Here is a 15,835-nt window from a genome sequence, read left to right on the forward strand (position 1 = left end):
AAGGTTTGGACAATGAATAAAAATAACCCATACAAACACCAAGCTAATCGTAATTCTATTTACTTACCATTATCGATACATGTTGGAAGGTAAACTTAATGATGATAAAAGAAAAAGAGTCTTACACATGATTGGTCAGACTCTTTCTACTAGGCTATTATCGCAAACATTAATTGCTTTTCGTTCTAAGGTTTAAGCACGTATACCTCAAGCGTTCGTGGCATCAATTCTGCTAAACGCTGAGTGTTGCGCAAAAGGACACCTTCATTATCTACATTAGGAATAATATAACTGCAACAAAGTTTACGAGAAGAGCCCTGTTACTAAATTTTTTAAGCTACTGGATATATCTCCAAAACGTCCCGTATTTTACAGGAACTCTTTCAACCTTTTTTTGCAATGCAAGTTTTTTCATCTCTCGTTCTACGTCATTACAAGACATATCGTAGACAACAGATATTTCTTTTGTTGCTACAAACCTAAAATGCTGTAAAAACACTTCAAGTGGAGGAACTGGGTCTGCTTGCACCTTTCTACCGAGCATATCTTGAATGACCTGCACATAAACATCATAAGAATAGCATCCAGATATTTTTAACCCTTCATCTTCCACATGTTCATTAAATAGGATGAGTGTAGGTATTTCCTGTACATCCATTTCCGAAGTGATTTTCAAGTCACATTGTAGTGCTCTTGCAGCACTAGGTGAGTGAATATCTTTAATAAATTCGTCAACATCAAGTCCTACATCTTTTGCACATTCAATTAAAACTTCTTCGTTAGAAATGTTTTGTTTTTCTAAAAATAGCACTTCTTGTACTTTTCTTAGAAATCGATTCCCTGATTTTCGACCTTGAAGCTCTGCTGCTTTAATCGCAACTGAGACTGCATAAGGTGTTGAAATTGGATCTTCCATCCATATTGTTCCGTCGCATGACATACCACTTCTGCTTGCTGCCCTTTCCCAAACCATAGCCATATTTTCATGGCTTTTCTTTCTTCTAAGTTGTAAAGTTTCTAATTTTCCACTAACTATATGACGCAAGGAGAAAAAACGGCCATATTCAATTATTAATTTTTTTACGATTGGTTCAAGACCCCAACAATCAGAACAAAGCGGATCAACAAACATGTATAATTCTAATGGTTTTCTTTGTGGTGTATGAGAGCTTAAGGTATGGTTTTGCATATTACTTGATTGTTGCTTTTTCAAAATGAAACCCCTTTCGTCTCTGTTCCTTGATCAGGTGTGTTAATCATATGTTGGGCCGTTAATACTAATCTGTTATAGAACTCTTCACGCACAGGACCATTAAGGTTTACTGCATCCATTGCTTCTTTCATGCATTGTAACCATGCTCTTGCTCTAGTTGGTGTAATTTCAAATGGCATATGTCGGGCGCGTAGCATCGGGTGACCATGCTCAGTCGTATAATGGTTTGGTCCGCCTAAATATTGTGTTAAAAACTGTTTTTGTTTACGTGCAGTTTCGGTTAAGTCGTTAGGAAAGATAGGAGCCAACTCAGCATGTTGCTTCACTCGGAGATAGAACTCATCTACTAGCTTATCAATGAATTGTTCGCCACCTATTGCGACAAATGGTGTTAACATCTTATCGGTCATGTTGACTACTCCTTTTTTATTGTAGAATAGATTATTTCTAAGTTCTAACCTCTAACCTCTCTAATTGTTACACCTTTTCGACTGAAGACAAAAAGATTTTCATCATAAGTCGAAAAGGCACTACAACACTTGTAAGGGTTAAGCATCTTTATTTTTTATTATCCAATGACGCCTCTATGCACCATAGTACTTTTGGAGGACTAAGGACTTTACGCTTATATAAAACTTAGTAAATGTATGTTTATTTTAGCAATCTATAACAGTTATCTCAAATAAAGAGCACTGAAATTCGTACACAAAAAAATACCATCCTGATTAAAGGAGGCACTATCAAGGTTTTTAGCTATTAATATTAGAAAAAAAACACCTTAATTTTATAATGAGTGATATGTATTAGTTACTTTTTTAACATAGTTTTGCGTTTCTTTAAATGGTGGGATACCTTCAAACTTATCTACATTTCCTGGGCCAGCATTATATGCAGCTAAAGCCAATTCAACATCGTTATCGTATCTATTAAGCATATCCTGTAAATATTTCGTCCCAGCTTCAATATTCTCTTTTGGATCATATAAATTTGTGACACCTAGCGCCTTAGCTGTTGTAGGCATTAATTGCATTAAACCAGTTGCCCCTGCTTTACTCACTGCATTTGGGTTAAAGTTGGATTCTTGCTTTATCACTGCCAAAATTAACTTTGGATCAATATTATATTTTTGTGCAGCATTACTTACGATCTCATCATATGTTCTTGGAGTACTAGTGTCATTTTCAATACTTCCGTTTAGCTGTTGTTGAGCATATGCTTGTGCTGTTAATTGACTATTTTGGACTGAAACATCTGCTGGAGCATTTGAATCCACTAAATATTCATTTAAGAGCTCTTCAAATAGAGTCTCATTTAATGATGTTTGTGGTGAGCTTGCTTGAAGGTTTTTCAATGCCTGAAGCTCCATCATAACTTTTAAACGATCAATACTCAATTTATTCACCTATCTTTCTAATAAACGAGGAGTTTTTAATTCGTTGCTCACGTTATTAAAGTGAACATATCGCTTGTCCTTTTTAACGCTAAATCCAATTAGCTTGTGAGAATATAAATGATTGAATGTCAGGTGACAAAAGTTAGTCGATATGTCTATGGAATCATTGGGTTCATTTTGTTTTTCTTTGTTATGTATGGCTCTTTTCGTAAACTCTGTTGCTTTTTTTCACTTATAGTTGTAGTAACTCATGTCATTATATAACCTTAAGAGTAGAAATGATGCCCCAAAATGTTAGTTAAATTCACAGTGAGCTCTTAATAAGATAAGCAACAATTCATTCGATAACAACCTTATATATTTATAAAATGAACATTTCCATTGTCAACTTTCTTCTATATTCTTCTTGTCTTTTTTCTTGACCTTATAATTATAAAATCTTTGAATTTTATTTTCTGTTTTACGCACAGGAATTTGAAATTTACTTAACAATTTTTGAAATGTAGCAAATCCAGTTTCATAATTTTTCACTTCATATTCAATTTCGTAATCATCTTTTGATAAATAATGACTATGGTCAAAAACTAGCGTTCCACCTTCATATATTATTTCGGCTCTATTTGTAGAAAGTGAACCAAAATACTTTATTTCGTGAATTGGAACATGAAGTTTTTTTAATTGCTGAAGAACCTCTCCTTGTATGGAAAAATCGTTGTGAAGTACTCCTTGTGCTTGGTCATCTGTAAGCGGTTGGTGTGTCTCAAGTAAGCCGACTTTGGCTGGCTGTTTTAATGTTAGCATATATTGATTTTCTTTTAAACGGATTCTCAATGCAGAAGCTTTACTTTTAAGCGCAAAATCATTTGTATCGAAGTAATAGTTTATCTGGGATTTGAAATGTGTGTTGTTTATTGAAAAAGCATTTAGCATGTTGTTAAATTCATTTTTCGTCAAAATATTTTTAAATTCAATTTCAATTTCTTGAGTCACTTTAAATACGTCCCTTCTATTTGTATCATTACATTATCTCTTTAATTTTCGACAATCGCAATTATTATCTTCATATACAAGAGTGTGATAAAATAAAACCAACATTCACTATAGAAGGAGAGCATCATGCGAAAAATAATTACGATAGCTAGTTACGAAATAAATGAGCAATTAATACAACTATGCTCAAATGATACAAGTATTAATATTACTAAAGGGAAAGATACGAAACAAATGCTTGTTGATTCAGATCAGACTGCTTTTATTTATATCATTGAATGTGATGAAGAGTATGTATATATAAAGATCCCACTTGATTGTTGGAATGGGTTAAAGCAGCTTCTCTTACATAATTACCAAGCTGTTTTACAGGTGGGGAATCAACGTCTTCAACTTGAAAATATGAAAGAAGAGTTGGAGTACTTAATTAATAATATTAAAGGAAATACAAACTATGGTGACGAAATGGTTAGTAAAGTAGAGGAAATATTTTTAACAAACTAAGTAGAATACATAGTTATACCTCAAAGTCTTATTATACTGTTACATATAAATAAAGAGCTAAATCTTTCAGCGTAAGAGTAGATGGTGGTGTTTTATATGGGTGAACATTGGGACGTGTTTTTAGCTCCTTATCGTCAAGCAGTTGAGGAGTTAAAAGTAAAACTTAAAGGAATGCGCTCGCAGTTTGTTATGCATTCTGAGCATTCAGCTGTTGAATTTGTAACAGGGCGTGTAAAGCCAATTGCGAGTATATTGGATAAAGCTGCAAAAAAAAATATTCCTCTCAGTAACTTAAGTGAGGAAATGCAAGATATCGCTGGATTAAGAATTATGTGTCAATTTGTTGATGATATTAAAATAGTTGTAGAAATGTTACAAAACCGCAATGATTTTGAGATTATTGAAGAGAGAGACTATATTAATAAAAATAAAGAGAGTGGATACCGCTCACACCATTTAGTTATTCGATATCCTGTGCAAACGATAAAAGGTGAAAAACAAATTCTTATTGAAATACAAATACGAACTTTAGCGATGAATTTCTGGGCTACAATAGAGCATTCACTCAATTATAAATATCGTGGTCAATTTCCAGAGGACATCCAGCTTCGCTTAAAGAGTGCTGCTGAGGCAGCATACCGATTAGATGAGGAAATGTCCTTAATCCGTGAAGAAATTCAAGAGGCACAAGCATTCTTTACTAAGAAAAAGGAAGTACATGATTCAGATTAGTCAGTTGATTACTTGAAAAGGGATGTTGATAATGAAATTTGCTGTAACTTCAAAAGGTGACACTACATCAAATACATTAATGCATAAAATGAAAACATACTTATTAGATTTTGATCTAGTATATGATGAGGATCGACCAGATATAGTCGTTTCTGTAGGAGGAGATGGTACGTTATTGTATGCTTTCCACCGTTATAAAAGCAGACTCGATAAAACTGCATTTGTCGGTGTACATACAGGTCATTTAGGTTTTTATGCGGATTGGGTTCCAGATGAAATTGAAAAGCTTGTTATAGCTATTGCAAAAACACCTTATCAAGTGATTGAGTACCCAATATTAGAAGTAATTATTCGTTACTTAGATGGAGCTAAGGAACAAAGGTATTTAGCCCTAAATGAATGTACTGTCAAAAGTGTTGAAGGGTCTCTGGTTATGGACGTGGAAATAAAAGGTCAGCATTTCGAGACATTTAGAGGTGATGGGTTATGTGTTTCAACGCCGTCAGGTAGTACAGCATATAATAAAGCACTAGGTGGTGCTATTTTACATCCATCATTAGAGGCTATACAAGTAGCTGAGATGGCTTCTATTAACAATAGAGTGTTTCGTACGATTGGCTCACCTTTAATATTGCCAGGGCACCATACATGCTTGTTTAAACCCGTAAATGATGTAGATTTTCAAATCACTATAGATCATTTAACACTACTTCATAAAGAGGTTAAATCTATACAATATCGGGTTGCTCATGAGAAAATAAGGTTTGCCCGCTTTCGACCGTTTCCATTTTGGAAACGAGTGCGTGATTCATTTGTTAAGGAATGACTACAATTTGAAAAACTTTAAATTACAATGGATAATTTCTGAAAAGGATCACAATAAGCTCATTCGTGATTTTTTGAAGCAGCAACATATTTCAAAAGCTTCACTGACTGATATCAAGTTTGCAGGTGGAGATATTATTGTAAATGGAAAGTCTGAGAATGTGCGTTACAGGCTAAAACAAGGTGATCAAGTAGTAGTTGTATTCCCTAAAGAACCAATTGGTAAAGGTATTGTTGCGGAAAATATCCCTTTACAAGTTATTTATGAGGATGAGTATCTGTTAATTATCAACAAACGACCTAATATGCCGACAATTCCTTCACGTCAACATCCTCAAAGATCACTCGCAAATGGTTTGTTGAACTATTATAAGAAGAAGGGTTTACAAATTACAGTTCACATTGTCACTAGACTTGATCGTGATACATCTGGATTGGTTTTGGTAGCGAAGCATCGTCATATACATCACTTGCTGTCACAACAACAAAAGTTAGGACAAATTAAACGAGTTTACTACGCTATAGTAAACGGGTTGGTGACATTAAATTGTGGAACGATTACTTCACCAATCGGAAGGAAAAGTAATAGTATCATTGAAAGGGAAGTTAGAGATGATGGGCAGAAGGCAACTACTCATTTTCAAGTAATAAGAAGATATCCTACTTATACATTGGTACAATTACGTTTAGAAACAGGCAGGACGCATCAAATTCGGGTTCATATGTCGCATATTGGTCATCCATTAGAGGGAGATACTCTATATGGTGGGACAGAACAACATATTAAACGACAAGCTCTGCATTGTCACAAGTTAACATTTTGTCATCCAATTACACATGAGGAGTTAGTCTTTCAAAAAAATATACCTGATGATATGCATTCGCTTACTACTGAATTTGATAAACAGGAGAGTACTTTACCTTAATGGGCAATCAGGTGAAGTTAATCTTCACCTGATTGCAGAACTATTTTGAGGTTTAACTGTATGTAACCTACAAGAGTATTATTCAGTTACTATTTTTTTTGCTCATCCTCATCAAACGTTCTAAATTTCTCAGCAATATATGGCATAGTTGACTGTACAGCGACAGTTTCAATTTCTGGGTAGCGAAAGGCTGTTAAGCTCCCTCCAAATACAGCACCTGTATCTATATTTATCGTTTTATTAATAATTCTAGGTTGTTTGACAGGTGTATGACCATATACAATCCAGCTATCTCCATTGTAGTTTTGAGCCCAATCTCTTCTAATTGGCGTCCCATCGTCATTAAACTTTCCCGTTATATCTCCATACAGTACAAACGTCTTAACTTGCTTGTCGTTCCTTCCAATATAATCAGCACGGATACCAGCATGTGCAACGATCAATTTGTTATTATTTATTTGATAATATAGTGGCGCATTCTCGTAAAGGTCAATAAACTTAGATTTAATTTCTTGCTGTTCATAAACTTTAAGCTGATTATATTCACCGACCGTCGTTTCTAATCCATGGGTGACTTGAACTTTATTTCCTAAAAAGAAACGATACAGTTTATTACAATGATTACCTGGTACGTAAAATGAATGATGATTTTTTACTAAAGAATAAACGATGTTTATCATACGTATGGAATGGGGTCCTCTGTCTGTAATGTCACCAACAAATGCTATGCAACGATTATTAGGATGTAATGGCACCCCAGATGACCATATATAACCAAGTTCTTCTGTTAACAGCTTGAATTCGTTATAACACCCATGTATATCTCCAATGACGTCAATGTCCATTGTGTACTCTCCTTAATAATTAGCATTTAGAACTATTAATTCTCCATTTCTTCAAATATGATTTTCCTTTCAGATAAATGTCAACTATAAACGAGTTAACTTCGAGGTGTGTAGGAAAACATCATAGAACTTTTCTTCTTTTATGATAAACTACATTGCATTTCACTATTCCAAACAGATCGTTATATAAAATTACATCATGCCACGATTACGAAAGTCTAGCAAAAATTAATAAAAAAGTAGCTAAAAAACTGCGGGTGCGACAGAAAAAGTTTCTAGTTTGGACAACAAAGGTGCGAATGCGACAGTAAAACTAGTGGTTTGGACAATAAAAGGTGCAATTGCGACAATAAAACATTAGATTTGGACAATGAAGGATACGAATGCGACAGTAAGAGTACAGTTTTGGACAATAAATTGAAAAATAACTTGTGCTCGAGGTTGAGGTGTTAATCATTCAGCATTAGATGTTTGAATGACTAACTACCTATAACAAAGCGAAGCTCTTTTCAAATGAGCTTCGCTTTTCTGTGTTTTTCATTCTATTCCAAATCCCTCTCACTTAAACCTTCATAAATAGGAGTATTATGCTTAGGTAGGGGTGTCTTCCCAGTTGTTATACTAATTGTTGTTACCTATACAGCTAATATGACAGCTTATGTTAGAAGGTAACCGAGTGGAATTGAGTAATAATGGCAACAAACTTTATAAAAAACCTGTATCTTAATCAAACATAAATTTGATTGTTCTTGAACGCACATTTAGTACTATTCCTATAGCAATCATGTAGGTAAGCAAGGAGCTTCCACCATAGCTAATAAAAGGAAGAGGAATACCTGTTATTGGTAAAAGGCCTATTGTCATACCAATATTTTGGAAAACTTGAAATGTGATCATGCCTATAATTCCTGTACAAAGGTAGCTGCCGTATGGGTCATTGCTTTCTAAAGCGGTATGAATGATCCGATAAATAAGCAGGAAGAAAATAGAAATTAACAAGCATGCACCAATGAAACCAAATTCTTCTGCTATAATTGCAAAAATAAAGTCTGTATGTGATTCAGGAATACGTACACCTTCAGTCATATATCCTCGCCCGATTAACTCCCCAGATCCAATAGCTAATAAAGATTGTAATAGCTGGAACCCTTGGGTAGGATATTCGTAAGGAGCAAGCCATCCGTAAAACCTGCCTAATGTGTATGAATTACTATCTCCTCCTAAAAAATATTCGACGAAAAAGTCAAAGTTTAGGAAGTATATAAGAACAACAACACTTATTACTAAGATTACTGAAAAAAACAATGCTGCAATATAGCGCCACTTGATTCCAGATACAAGGATAATAGACGCGATAATAGCGGATAATACCATTGCAGTACCAAGATCGGGTTGCATCATAACAAGTAACAGAGGTGGCCCCGAAATGAGTATGATTTTCATAAATAGCATTAGGTCTTCTTTGAATTTCCGAATAGGGTATTTTTCATTGTGGCGAAACACAATTTGACTTAATAGTATGATGAGGAAGATTTTCATCACCTCAGATGGCTGAAAGCTACCAAGCCCACCTGGAAACTGATACCAACTTGTTGCTCCATTTATATTTTTGACAAAATCTCCTTCTGGAATAATTTCCAAGCCGAGCAGAAGAAGCATGCCAAGACCATATAAAATCCAAGAAATTTGTCTGAAGCGATCAAAATCAATAATCATCGTCACTAGAATAGCTACTAAGCCAATCACATACCAAACAATTTGTTTTGTCACATATGCTGAATTAGCACTATAAATAGCAATACAGCTATATATTACAAAAAGTATCATTAATAACACAATCATATAATCTATCTTTGGTTGAGTCTTTTCTTTTTCCATTGTATAAACCTTCTTCTAGTTATTCTCTCTTCGATATATTTTGACATAACTAGCGACATTTTACTATACATTTGCTAGTATAATGTGTATAAAAAAATTTTTCCTGTTAAAATAGTGAGTCTTATTGCTATCGTAAGGATGTATTAACATGTGTTCAATAAGAGAACAGGGCATCGTTTTACTCTTACTAACAATAAAGATTAGTTAATGCTATTGTTAAAAAAGTACTGTCAACATTCAGTGTAATTAGTTTATCATAATTTTTGTTAACTTGAGCATCCTCCTATAGATAAGATTTTATATTTAGATATTAACATTTAAAAAATGTAAGGGATTGTGATTTTAGACTAGAGAGGGGGGGTAACTAAAATGAGTGATAATAAAAATTTTGACACGTTGAGAGACTTTAATGAACTGATTCAGTTACTGTTAGAGGAAAATATTGAATATTTTAGAGAAAAGTTTTTTGACTTACATCCATATGATCAAGCCAAATTTTTCGTGAAGTTAGATAAAAATGTTAGAATGCTATTATATCGTTTTTTATCACCTAAAGAGATGGCTGCAATTTTTGAGAACATTGAAATTGAAGAAGAAGATTATCAACGGATATTATCCGAGATGAATCCAAACTTTGCTGCTAATATGCTTGCGGAAATGTATGCAGATGATGCTGTTGACGTGTTGAATGAAATAGATAAAGATCAGGCAGCTAGCTATTTAACAATCATGGATGACGAGTCAGCTGGAGAAATTAAAGAATTACTTCATTACGAAGAATCTACAGCTGGTAGTATTATGACAACTGAATTTATTGCTATTCATGCAAATCAAACTGTTCGTTCAGCGATGCATATTTTAAAAAAAGAAGCACCTCGTGCAGAAACGATCTACTATGTATATGTGATCAATGAAGAGAAGCAACTAGTAGGTGTCATTTCATTAAGGGATTTAATTATATCTCATGATGAAACGATGATTGCAGATATGATGTATGATCGTGTGCTAGCAGTTTCTGTAGCAGAAGATCAAGAAGAGGTAGCTAGAAAGATGAAGGACTATAACTTTTTAGCAGTACCTGTGGTAGACTTTAGAAATCACCTTTTAGGGATTATCACTGTAGATGATATTATGGACGTAATGGATGAAGAAGCATCTGAAGATTATTCAAAATTAGCAGCTATTTCTGACGTAGACAGTTTTGACAAAAACCCCTTAACTGCAGCACGGAAAAGGTTACCTTGGTTGATTATTTTACTTTTTTTAGGAATGATGACAGCTAACCTCATCGGGAAATTTGAAAAAACGCTTGAACAAGTGGCAATCTTGGCTATGTTTATTCCTCTCATTGCAGGGATGGCAGGTAATACTGGAACACAAGCATTAGCGGTTGCAGTGAGAGGTATTGCTACAGGAGAACATGAGCATCAGAGTAAATGGAAATTACTTATCCGTGAAGCAGGAACTGGACTAATAACTGGCGTTACGTGTGGAGTACTTGTTACAATAATCGTATATTTTTGGCAACATAATATATTTTTAGGTATTCTCGTCGGACTGTCAATTTTAGCGACCTTAATCGTAGCAACGATTGCAGGTGCATTAGTACCCTTAATTATGCACAAGTTAAAAATAGATCCAGCTGTAGCATCTGGTCCATTTATTACTACTATCAATGACATATTAAGTATTTTAATTTATTTTGGAATGGCAACACTATTTATGAGCTATTTACTTTAGAAAGGCAGGAATAATATATGGAGCAACATGCTTCTGTTACTTCGCTAGTTATCGTAATAATTATTGCATTTTTAACTCCAATTTTACTTCATAGGCTGCGATTGAATCTCATTCCGTTGGTCGTTGCAGAAATTGTGATGGGTCTTATTATTGGAAAAAGTGGTTTTAATATCGTACATCCTGACATGTGGTTAGAAACGCTATCGATGTTAGGCTTCATCTTTTTAATGTTTTTAAGTGGTCTAGAAATTGACTTCTCGGCATTTGCTGGAAGTAAAAAGAAGGAAAAATTGAGCAGTGGAAAAGATGCACCAAATCCATTTCTTGTTGGATTTCTTATTTTTGTAGGTATTTTTGGCATATCCTTAGTTTTATCATACATATTTGTCTGGTTTGGTATCATTGAAAATGCATTTTTAATGACATTAATTATTTCTACAATCTCCCTAGGCGTTGTCGTTCCTACACTCAAAGACGTTCAAATCATGAAATCGTCAATCGGACAAACGATCCTGTTAGTAGCTGTCATTGCAGACTTAGTGACAATGATTTTATTAGCTGTCTTTGTCTCTATTTATGATACTGGACAGGGTAGCACATGGCTATTACTGATCTTATTTGGGGTTGGGGTTATCTTTTATTTATTAGGGAAGTATTTCCGTAACCAATCTTTTCTTGAAACTATGTCTAAAGGGACAATTCAGATTGGTACACGGGCGGTATTTGCATTAATTATTGTATTAGTGGCATTATCTGAAACAATTGGTGCAGAAAATATATTAGGAGCATTTTTAGCTGGGGTACTTGTTTCCCTTTTAGCACCAAATGCAGATCTAGTCCATAAATTAGATTCTTTCGGTTATGGCTTTTTAATACCAATTTTTTTCGTCATGGTTGGGGTAAATTTAGACATATGGTCCTTATTTGAACATCCTAAATTGTTATTGTTTATTCCGTTATTGTTAGGAGCTTTGTTTATTTCAAAAATAATCCCTATTTATATATTAAGAATTTGGTATGATCGAAAAACAGTTCTTGCTTCTGGTTTTCTTCTAACATCTACTTTGTCCTTAGTAATTGCAGCAGGAACAATTGGTGTTCGGATGGAAATTATTAGTCAACAAATGTCAGATGCATTTATTTTAGTAGCAGTTATAACAAGTGTTGTTTCTCCAATTGCATTTAAAAAAATCTTCCCAGTACAAGAAGGAGAAATGCGTAAATTAAAGGTTGCCTTTATTGGAGCGAATCAACATACTCTAACGGTGACACGAGAATTAAACCCAGCTTTATATGAGTCAACTTTATATCATGTTACACAAGAGAAAATAGAGAAGAAAATTGCTGATTCACTGTTTGAGATTGTTGAAGTATCTGACTATTCGATTGAATCATTAAAGAATCTCGATGTATTTGATGTAGATATTTTTGTAGCAACAACAGGTGAAGAAACAATAAATGCTGAAGTAGCCATTTTTGCAAAAGAGTATGGTGTGGATCGTGTAATTGCTAGGGTAGAGTCACCGAACTTAGACGAGGAGCTAAAGGCAAGAAATGTCGATGTGTTCTCGGTATTCTTATCGACCAAAGCCTTATTAAAGGCATTAATTGAGTCTCCAAGTGTCATGAATATCTTAACTAATCAAGATACTGCGTTATACCAAATCAATATGAATAATCTTAAATACGATGGTTTAATGCTGCGTAATTTTCCTTTTACTGGTGATGTGATTTTCGTTCGAATGTTTAGAGGAAAAGATTCAATCGTACCACACGGAGATACTGAACTGAAAATGGGAGATAGACTCATTGTAACAGGGTCACGAGAGTATGTCGAAGAGTTAAGAAGAGTACTTGAATTTGGTGAATAAAGTTATTGCATAATTATTGATTAATAAAAAAAGGGTCTGAATCTATACTCTATATGCTGTATCCATTATGCAATAAATGATACAGACCATAGAATATACGAAGCTGACCCTTTGCTTATAACAAATATATTATGAATGTGATTAAAAATATGTTATACTATTTTTATTACTAGGTACTAATAACTTGTAATAATTCAGGAGGGATATACATGTCTTTTTCTTTAAAAGGACGTACATACGTTGTAATGGGCGTTGCAAATAAACGTAGCATAGCATGGGGCATCGCTCGTTCACTTCATAATGCTGGTGCAAGACTTATTTTTACATTTGCAGGTGAGCGTTTAGAGAAAAATGTCCGTGATCTTGCTGACACGTTGGAAGGGAATAATGCACTCGTCTTACCTTGCGATGTTACAAACGATGAAGAGGTTGCTAATTGTTTCAGCAAGATAAAAGATGAAGTTGGTACTATACATGGGATTGCTCACTGTATAGCGTTTGCAAATAAAGAAGAGCTAACTGGAGATTTTCTTAATACATCTCGGGACGGCTTCTTATTATCACATAACATTAGTTCATACTCTTTAACAGCTGTCGCAAAAGAAGCAAAGGACCTTATGACAGAAGGTGGAAGTATTATTACTTTAACTTATTTAGGTGGAGAACGTGTCGTCTCAAACTATAATGTGATGGGTGTTGCAAAAGCATCACTTGAAGCCAGTGTGAAATATTTAGCAAATGACTTAGGGAAATATGGTATACGTGTTAATGCAATTTCCGCTGGACCAATCCGAACATTGTCAGCAAAAGGTGTAAGTGATTTTAACTCTATTCTAAAAGAAATTGAAGAACGTGCACCTCTTCGTCGGACAACAACACAAGAAGAAGTTGGTGACACAGCTACGTTTTTATTCAGTGACTTTTCAAGAGGTATTACTGGTGAAAATATCCACGTAGATTCCGGATATCACATCCTAGCAAGGTAAAACGACATAAATAATAGTTTATAAATTGATAATCGAAAGTAAATATCGTTTTAAAAACCTTCTTTTCAAATGAAAAGAAGGTTTTTTTCATAAATTTTTAGGTAATTTGTTGTACGAAGTGCATAAATATATATTGATGGAAATTGAATTAAGGAGTGAAAGAGCATGAAAGAAAAACAGAAAATTAAAAATACACCATTTATGTATATTATACAACCCAACTTAAGTACAATTGAATCATCTATGCAAAAAACATTTATAGCAAAGGTGGATAATAGTGAATCCATAAATGAAAATGACATAAATAACATCGATAACAAAGATAGTGTTGAAAAAATAGAACATACTGAAAATGTAATAGAAAAGAGAAAATATGCTAAGAAATCTTCAATTAAACCTTTTAAAGAAATGGATCTAGTAGAAAAAGTGAAATTTTTAGCAAATCCGCCAAAACAACTACCACGTGTAAAATGTAAAATCAAAACAATCAATGATATGTTTGAAGGCACGATTATTGAGCAAACGGATGAAAAAATTTCAATGCATTTGATAGATACTGGCGATACAATTACAATTAATATCGATGAGGTTGAACTAATTACGATGGTAGGATTGTCGTAGCTGTATGGTGGGAGCTCTAATTGTCGTATAGACATTTAGAGCTTTTGTTATATTTGAGCGATCAATTTATTTAACGCGGTTGATTTAATACGTTCATATTCCATCGCTCCAGTTAATTCATCGGGTAATAAAGGAGATTGACGTACATATCGTTCACGGATCACATCGTATAACTCGTAAGGGAACAACATATCAATAAACATAATTTGTTTTTGTGCTGGAGACAGAGGTGAAATTGATTCGTAAGCATTGATCATAATGTTGAATTGTTCTTCATTCCAAACACCACTAGTGTCTAGCAATGGTATGACGATTTTGCGTAAATCACGGATTGGTAAATCATACGATACGGTGTCAAGGTCAATTACCCATATCTGCTCATCTAGTCCTAACAACGTATTACCTGTGCCATAATCTTGGTGGCATAAAGTAGGTGTAGCTTCCATACTTTGCACCCATGTTGGGTACTCTGATGCCAATAGTCTCTGTAATGTATTACGTCCTTCATCAATAAATGCATCTATTTCAGCTAAATAAGTTTGTGAAAAAGGCTCATCAGGAAACCTTTGTGCAACTAGCTTCCATGTCTCCATCTGTTGACACCTTTTAATATAATGATTCGGCCATCTGCCAAGCTTTTTAAATACTGGAACACCAGGTGGTGGCAAGTAACCTATTGATGCTAAATGAAATTCTGCAAGCCCTTTCATCATGAATTCGACATCTTCAGTAACGGTTAATTCAAATGGTCTGCCCTCAATCCAATCATAGACAACAAACAAAAATGGTCCATGTTTAGAATAGAGCTCACCATGCTTATTAGGTATAATTCCTGGTACCCTCATACCTTTTTGTGCTAAGTAATGTTGAGCATAAATTGAAAAAAGCGCTTTTTTCTCAGGGCGGTGAATTCTTTTTAAGCAAATGACTTGCTCTGTTGTGTAAATTTTCCATACGAGTGCCATTTGCCCTCCTTGGATAACTTCAATGTTAGTTATTGAAAAATCCCAATAAGGCATAATTGTTTCTGCAAGTTTTAACAGCTTTTCTTCTTCCTCTGGTGTTAATACATACTCACTTTCTTCTTCTTCAAACTGATCAACTATCATTTGATCCTCAATCAATCTAGTCACCATCCTCCAATCCTTCTATGATTAATGTATGGTTATCCAACATAAGTTGCCAACAATTTTCTCAGTTTCATAAAAAAATAGGTGTTTTCCTAGTTCTAGCATTTTTCAATGTATCAGGTAACGTGCCTACATTTTAAAAAATGAAAAGTAATTAGGAACAACGTTCCTTACAAACTCG

At 34.2% G+C, this 15,835-nt stretch carries 15 protein-coding genes; 8 read left to right on the top strand and 7 right to left on the bottom strand.

What is annotated here, in order from left to right:
- Positions 1-337: 337 nt before the first annotated feature.
- The 4 genes from ACSVDA_RS01845 to ACSVDA_RS01860 all read right to left on the bottom strand — a co-directional run bounded on the left by ACSVDA_RS01845 (position 338) and on the right by ACSVDA_RS01860 (position 3,596).
- Positions 338-1,189 carry a ClpXP adapter SpxH family protein gene (locus ACSVDA_RS01845; protein WP_214483375.1) on the bottom strand — a complete coding sequence of 284 codons (852 nt, stop codon included), beginning with the start codon at positions 1,187-1,189 and terminating at the stop codon, positions 338-340.
- 20 nt (positions 1,190-1,209) lie between these two features.
- On the bottom strand, positions 1,210-1,623 hold the full coding sequence (locus ACSVDA_RS01850; RefSeq protein ID WP_214483295.1) for a globin domain-containing protein: 414 nt from the start codon (positions 1,621-1,623) through the stop codon (positions 1,210-1,212).
- A gap of 374 nt (positions 1,624-1,997) precedes the next feature.
- Positions 1,998-2,606, bottom strand: a complete 609-nt coding sequence (locus ACSVDA_RS01855; protein ID WP_485880375.1) for a lytic transglycosylase domain-containing protein — start codon at positions 2,604-2,606, stop codon at positions 1,998-2,000.
- A 384-nt stretch (positions 2,607-2,990) separates the two neighbouring features.
- Positions 2,991-3,596: a CYTH domain-containing protein gene (locus tag ACSVDA_RS01860; protein ID WP_485880377.1), complete on the bottom strand. Its 606-nt coding sequence runs from the start codon at positions 3,594-3,596 to the stop codon at positions 2,991-2,993.
- 126 nt (positions 3,597-3,722) lie between these two features.
- Between ACSVDA_RS01860 and ACSVDA_RS01865 the strand changes: the two genes are divergently transcribed.
- The 4 genes from ACSVDA_RS01865 (at position 3,723) to ACSVDA_RS01880 (ending at position 6,583) form a co-directional block, all read left to right on the top strand.
- Complete coding sequence (locus ACSVDA_RS01865; RefSeq protein ID WP_485880379.1) at positions 3,723-4,100, top strand: UPF0738 family protein; 378 nt, start codon at positions 3,723-3,725, stop codon at positions 4,098-4,100.
- A 96-nt stretch (positions 4,101-4,196) separates the two neighbouring features.
- Entirely contained in the window at positions 4,197-4,832 is a 636-nt protein-coding gene (gene yjbM, locus ACSVDA_RS01870; RefSeq protein WP_485880381.1) for a GTP diphosphokinase, read from the top strand.
- Between the two features lie 31 nt (positions 4,833-4,863).
- Entirely contained in the window at positions 4,864-5,658 is a 795-nt protein-coding gene (locus ACSVDA_RS01875; protein ID WP_214483299.1) for an NAD kinase, read from the top strand.
- 7 nt (positions 5,659-5,665) lie between these two features.
- Complete coding sequence (locus ACSVDA_RS01880; protein ID WP_485880383.1) at positions 5,666-6,583, top strand: RluA family pseudouridine synthase; 918 nt, start codon at positions 5,666-5,668, stop codon at positions 6,581-6,583.
- 89 nt (positions 6,584-6,672) lie between these two features.
- On the opposite strand, the gene prpE is transcribed toward ACSVDA_RS01880, so the two are convergent.
- Positions 6,673-7,428, bottom strand: a complete 756-nt coding sequence (gene prpE, locus ACSVDA_RS01885) for a bis(5'-nucleosyl)-tetraphosphatase PrpE (protein ID WP_485880384.1) — start codon at positions 7,426-7,428, stop codon at positions 6,673-6,675.
- A 723-nt stretch (positions 7,429-8,151) separates the two neighbouring features.
- Positions 8,152-9,306: an FtsW/RodA/SpoVE family cell cycle protein gene (locus ACSVDA_RS01890; RefSeq protein WP_485880386.1), complete on the bottom strand. Its 1,155-nt coding sequence runs from the start codon at positions 9,304-9,306 to the stop codon at positions 8,152-8,154.
- A 369-nt stretch (positions 9,307-9,675) separates the two neighbouring features.
- Between ACSVDA_RS01890 and mgtE the strand changes: the two genes are divergently transcribed.
- The 4 genes from mgtE to ACSVDA_RS01910 all read left to right on the top strand — a co-directional run bounded on the left by mgtE (position 9,676) and on the right by ACSVDA_RS01910 (position 14,524).
- Complete coding sequence (gene mgtE / locus ACSVDA_RS01895; RefSeq protein WP_485880387.1) at positions 9,676-11,046, top strand: magnesium transporter; 1,371 nt, start codon at positions 9,676-9,678, stop codon at positions 11,044-11,046.
- A 17-nt stretch (positions 11,047-11,063) separates the two neighbouring features.
- Complete coding sequence (locus tag ACSVDA_RS01900; protein WP_320259154.1) at positions 11,064-12,917, top strand: monovalent cation:proton antiporter family protein; 1,854 nt, start codon at positions 11,064-11,066, stop codon at positions 12,915-12,917.
- Between the two features lie 209 nt (positions 12,918-13,126).
- Positions 13,127-13,903 (top strand): enoyl-ACP reductase FabI, encoded by a 777-nt coding sequence (gene fabI, locus ACSVDA_RS01905; RefSeq protein WP_485880389.1) that lies wholly within the window; start codon positions 13,127-13,129, stop codon positions 13,901-13,903.
- Positions 13,904-14,068: 165 nt separating this feature from the next.
- A complete protein-coding gene (locus ACSVDA_RS01910; protein ID WP_485880391.1) occupies positions 14,069-14,524 on the top strand; it encodes a CotO family spore coat protein in 456 nt (151 codons plus the stop codon).
- A gap of 47 nt (positions 14,525-14,571) precedes the next feature.
- Here ACSVDA_RS01910 and cotI read toward each other — a convergent pair whose 3' ends face one another.
- Complete coding sequence (gene cotI / locus ACSVDA_RS01915) at positions 14,572-15,660, bottom strand: spore coat kinase CotI (RefSeq protein WP_485880392.1); 1,089 nt, start codon at positions 15,658-15,660, stop codon at positions 14,572-14,574.
- Positions 15,661-15,835 lie beyond the last annotated feature (175 nt).

Origin of the sequence: Cytobacillus sp. Hm23 (genome assembly GCF_051842895.1) — a bacterium.
Classification (GTDB): Bacteria; Bacillota; Bacilli; order Bacillales; family SM2101; genus Nanhaiella.

Coding starts and splice junctions, on each gene's coding strand:
- yjbM (WP_485880381.1), top strand. CDS start 4,197: ATGGGTGAACATTGGGACGTGTTTTTAGCTCCTTATCGTCAAGCAGTT.
- prpE (WP_485880384.1), bottom strand. CDS start 7,428: ATGGACATTGACGTCATTGGAGATATACATGGGTGTTATAACGAATTC.
- ACSVDA_RS01875 (WP_214483299.1), top strand. CDS start 4,864: ATGAAATTTGCTGTAACTTCAAAAGGTGACACTACATCAAATACATTA.
- cotI (WP_485880392.1), bottom strand. CDS start 15,660: ATGGTGACTAGATTGATTGAGGATCAAATGATAGTTGATCAGTTTGAA.
- ACSVDA_RS01890 (WP_485880386.1), bottom strand. CDS start 9,306: ATGGAAAAAGAAAAGACTCAACCAAAGATAGATTATATGATTGTGTTA.
- mgtE (WP_485880387.1), top strand. CDS start 9,676: ATGAGTGATAATAAAAATTTTGACACGTTGAGAGACTTTAATGAACTG.
- ACSVDA_RS01850 (WP_214483295.1), bottom strand. CDS start 1,623: ATGACCGATAAGATGTTAACACCATTTGTCGCAATAGGTGGCGAACAA.
- fabI (WP_485880389.1), top strand. CDS start 13,127: ATGTCTTTTTCTTTAAAAGGACGTACATACGTTGTAATGGGCGTTGCA.
- ACSVDA_RS01910 (WP_485880391.1), top strand. CDS start 14,069: ATGAAAGAAAAACAGAAAATTAAAAATACACCATTTATGTATATTATA.
- ACSVDA_RS01900 (WP_320259154.1), top strand. CDS start 11,064: ATGGAGCAACATGCTTCTGTTACTTCGCTAGTTATCGTAATAATTATT.
- ACSVDA_RS01865 (WP_485880379.1), top strand. CDS start 3,723: ATGCGAAAAATAATTACGATAGCTAGTTACGAAATAAATGAGCAATTA.
- ACSVDA_RS01845 (WP_214483375.1), bottom strand. CDS start 1,189: ATGCAAAACCATACCTTAAGCTCTCATACACCACAAAGAAAACCATTA.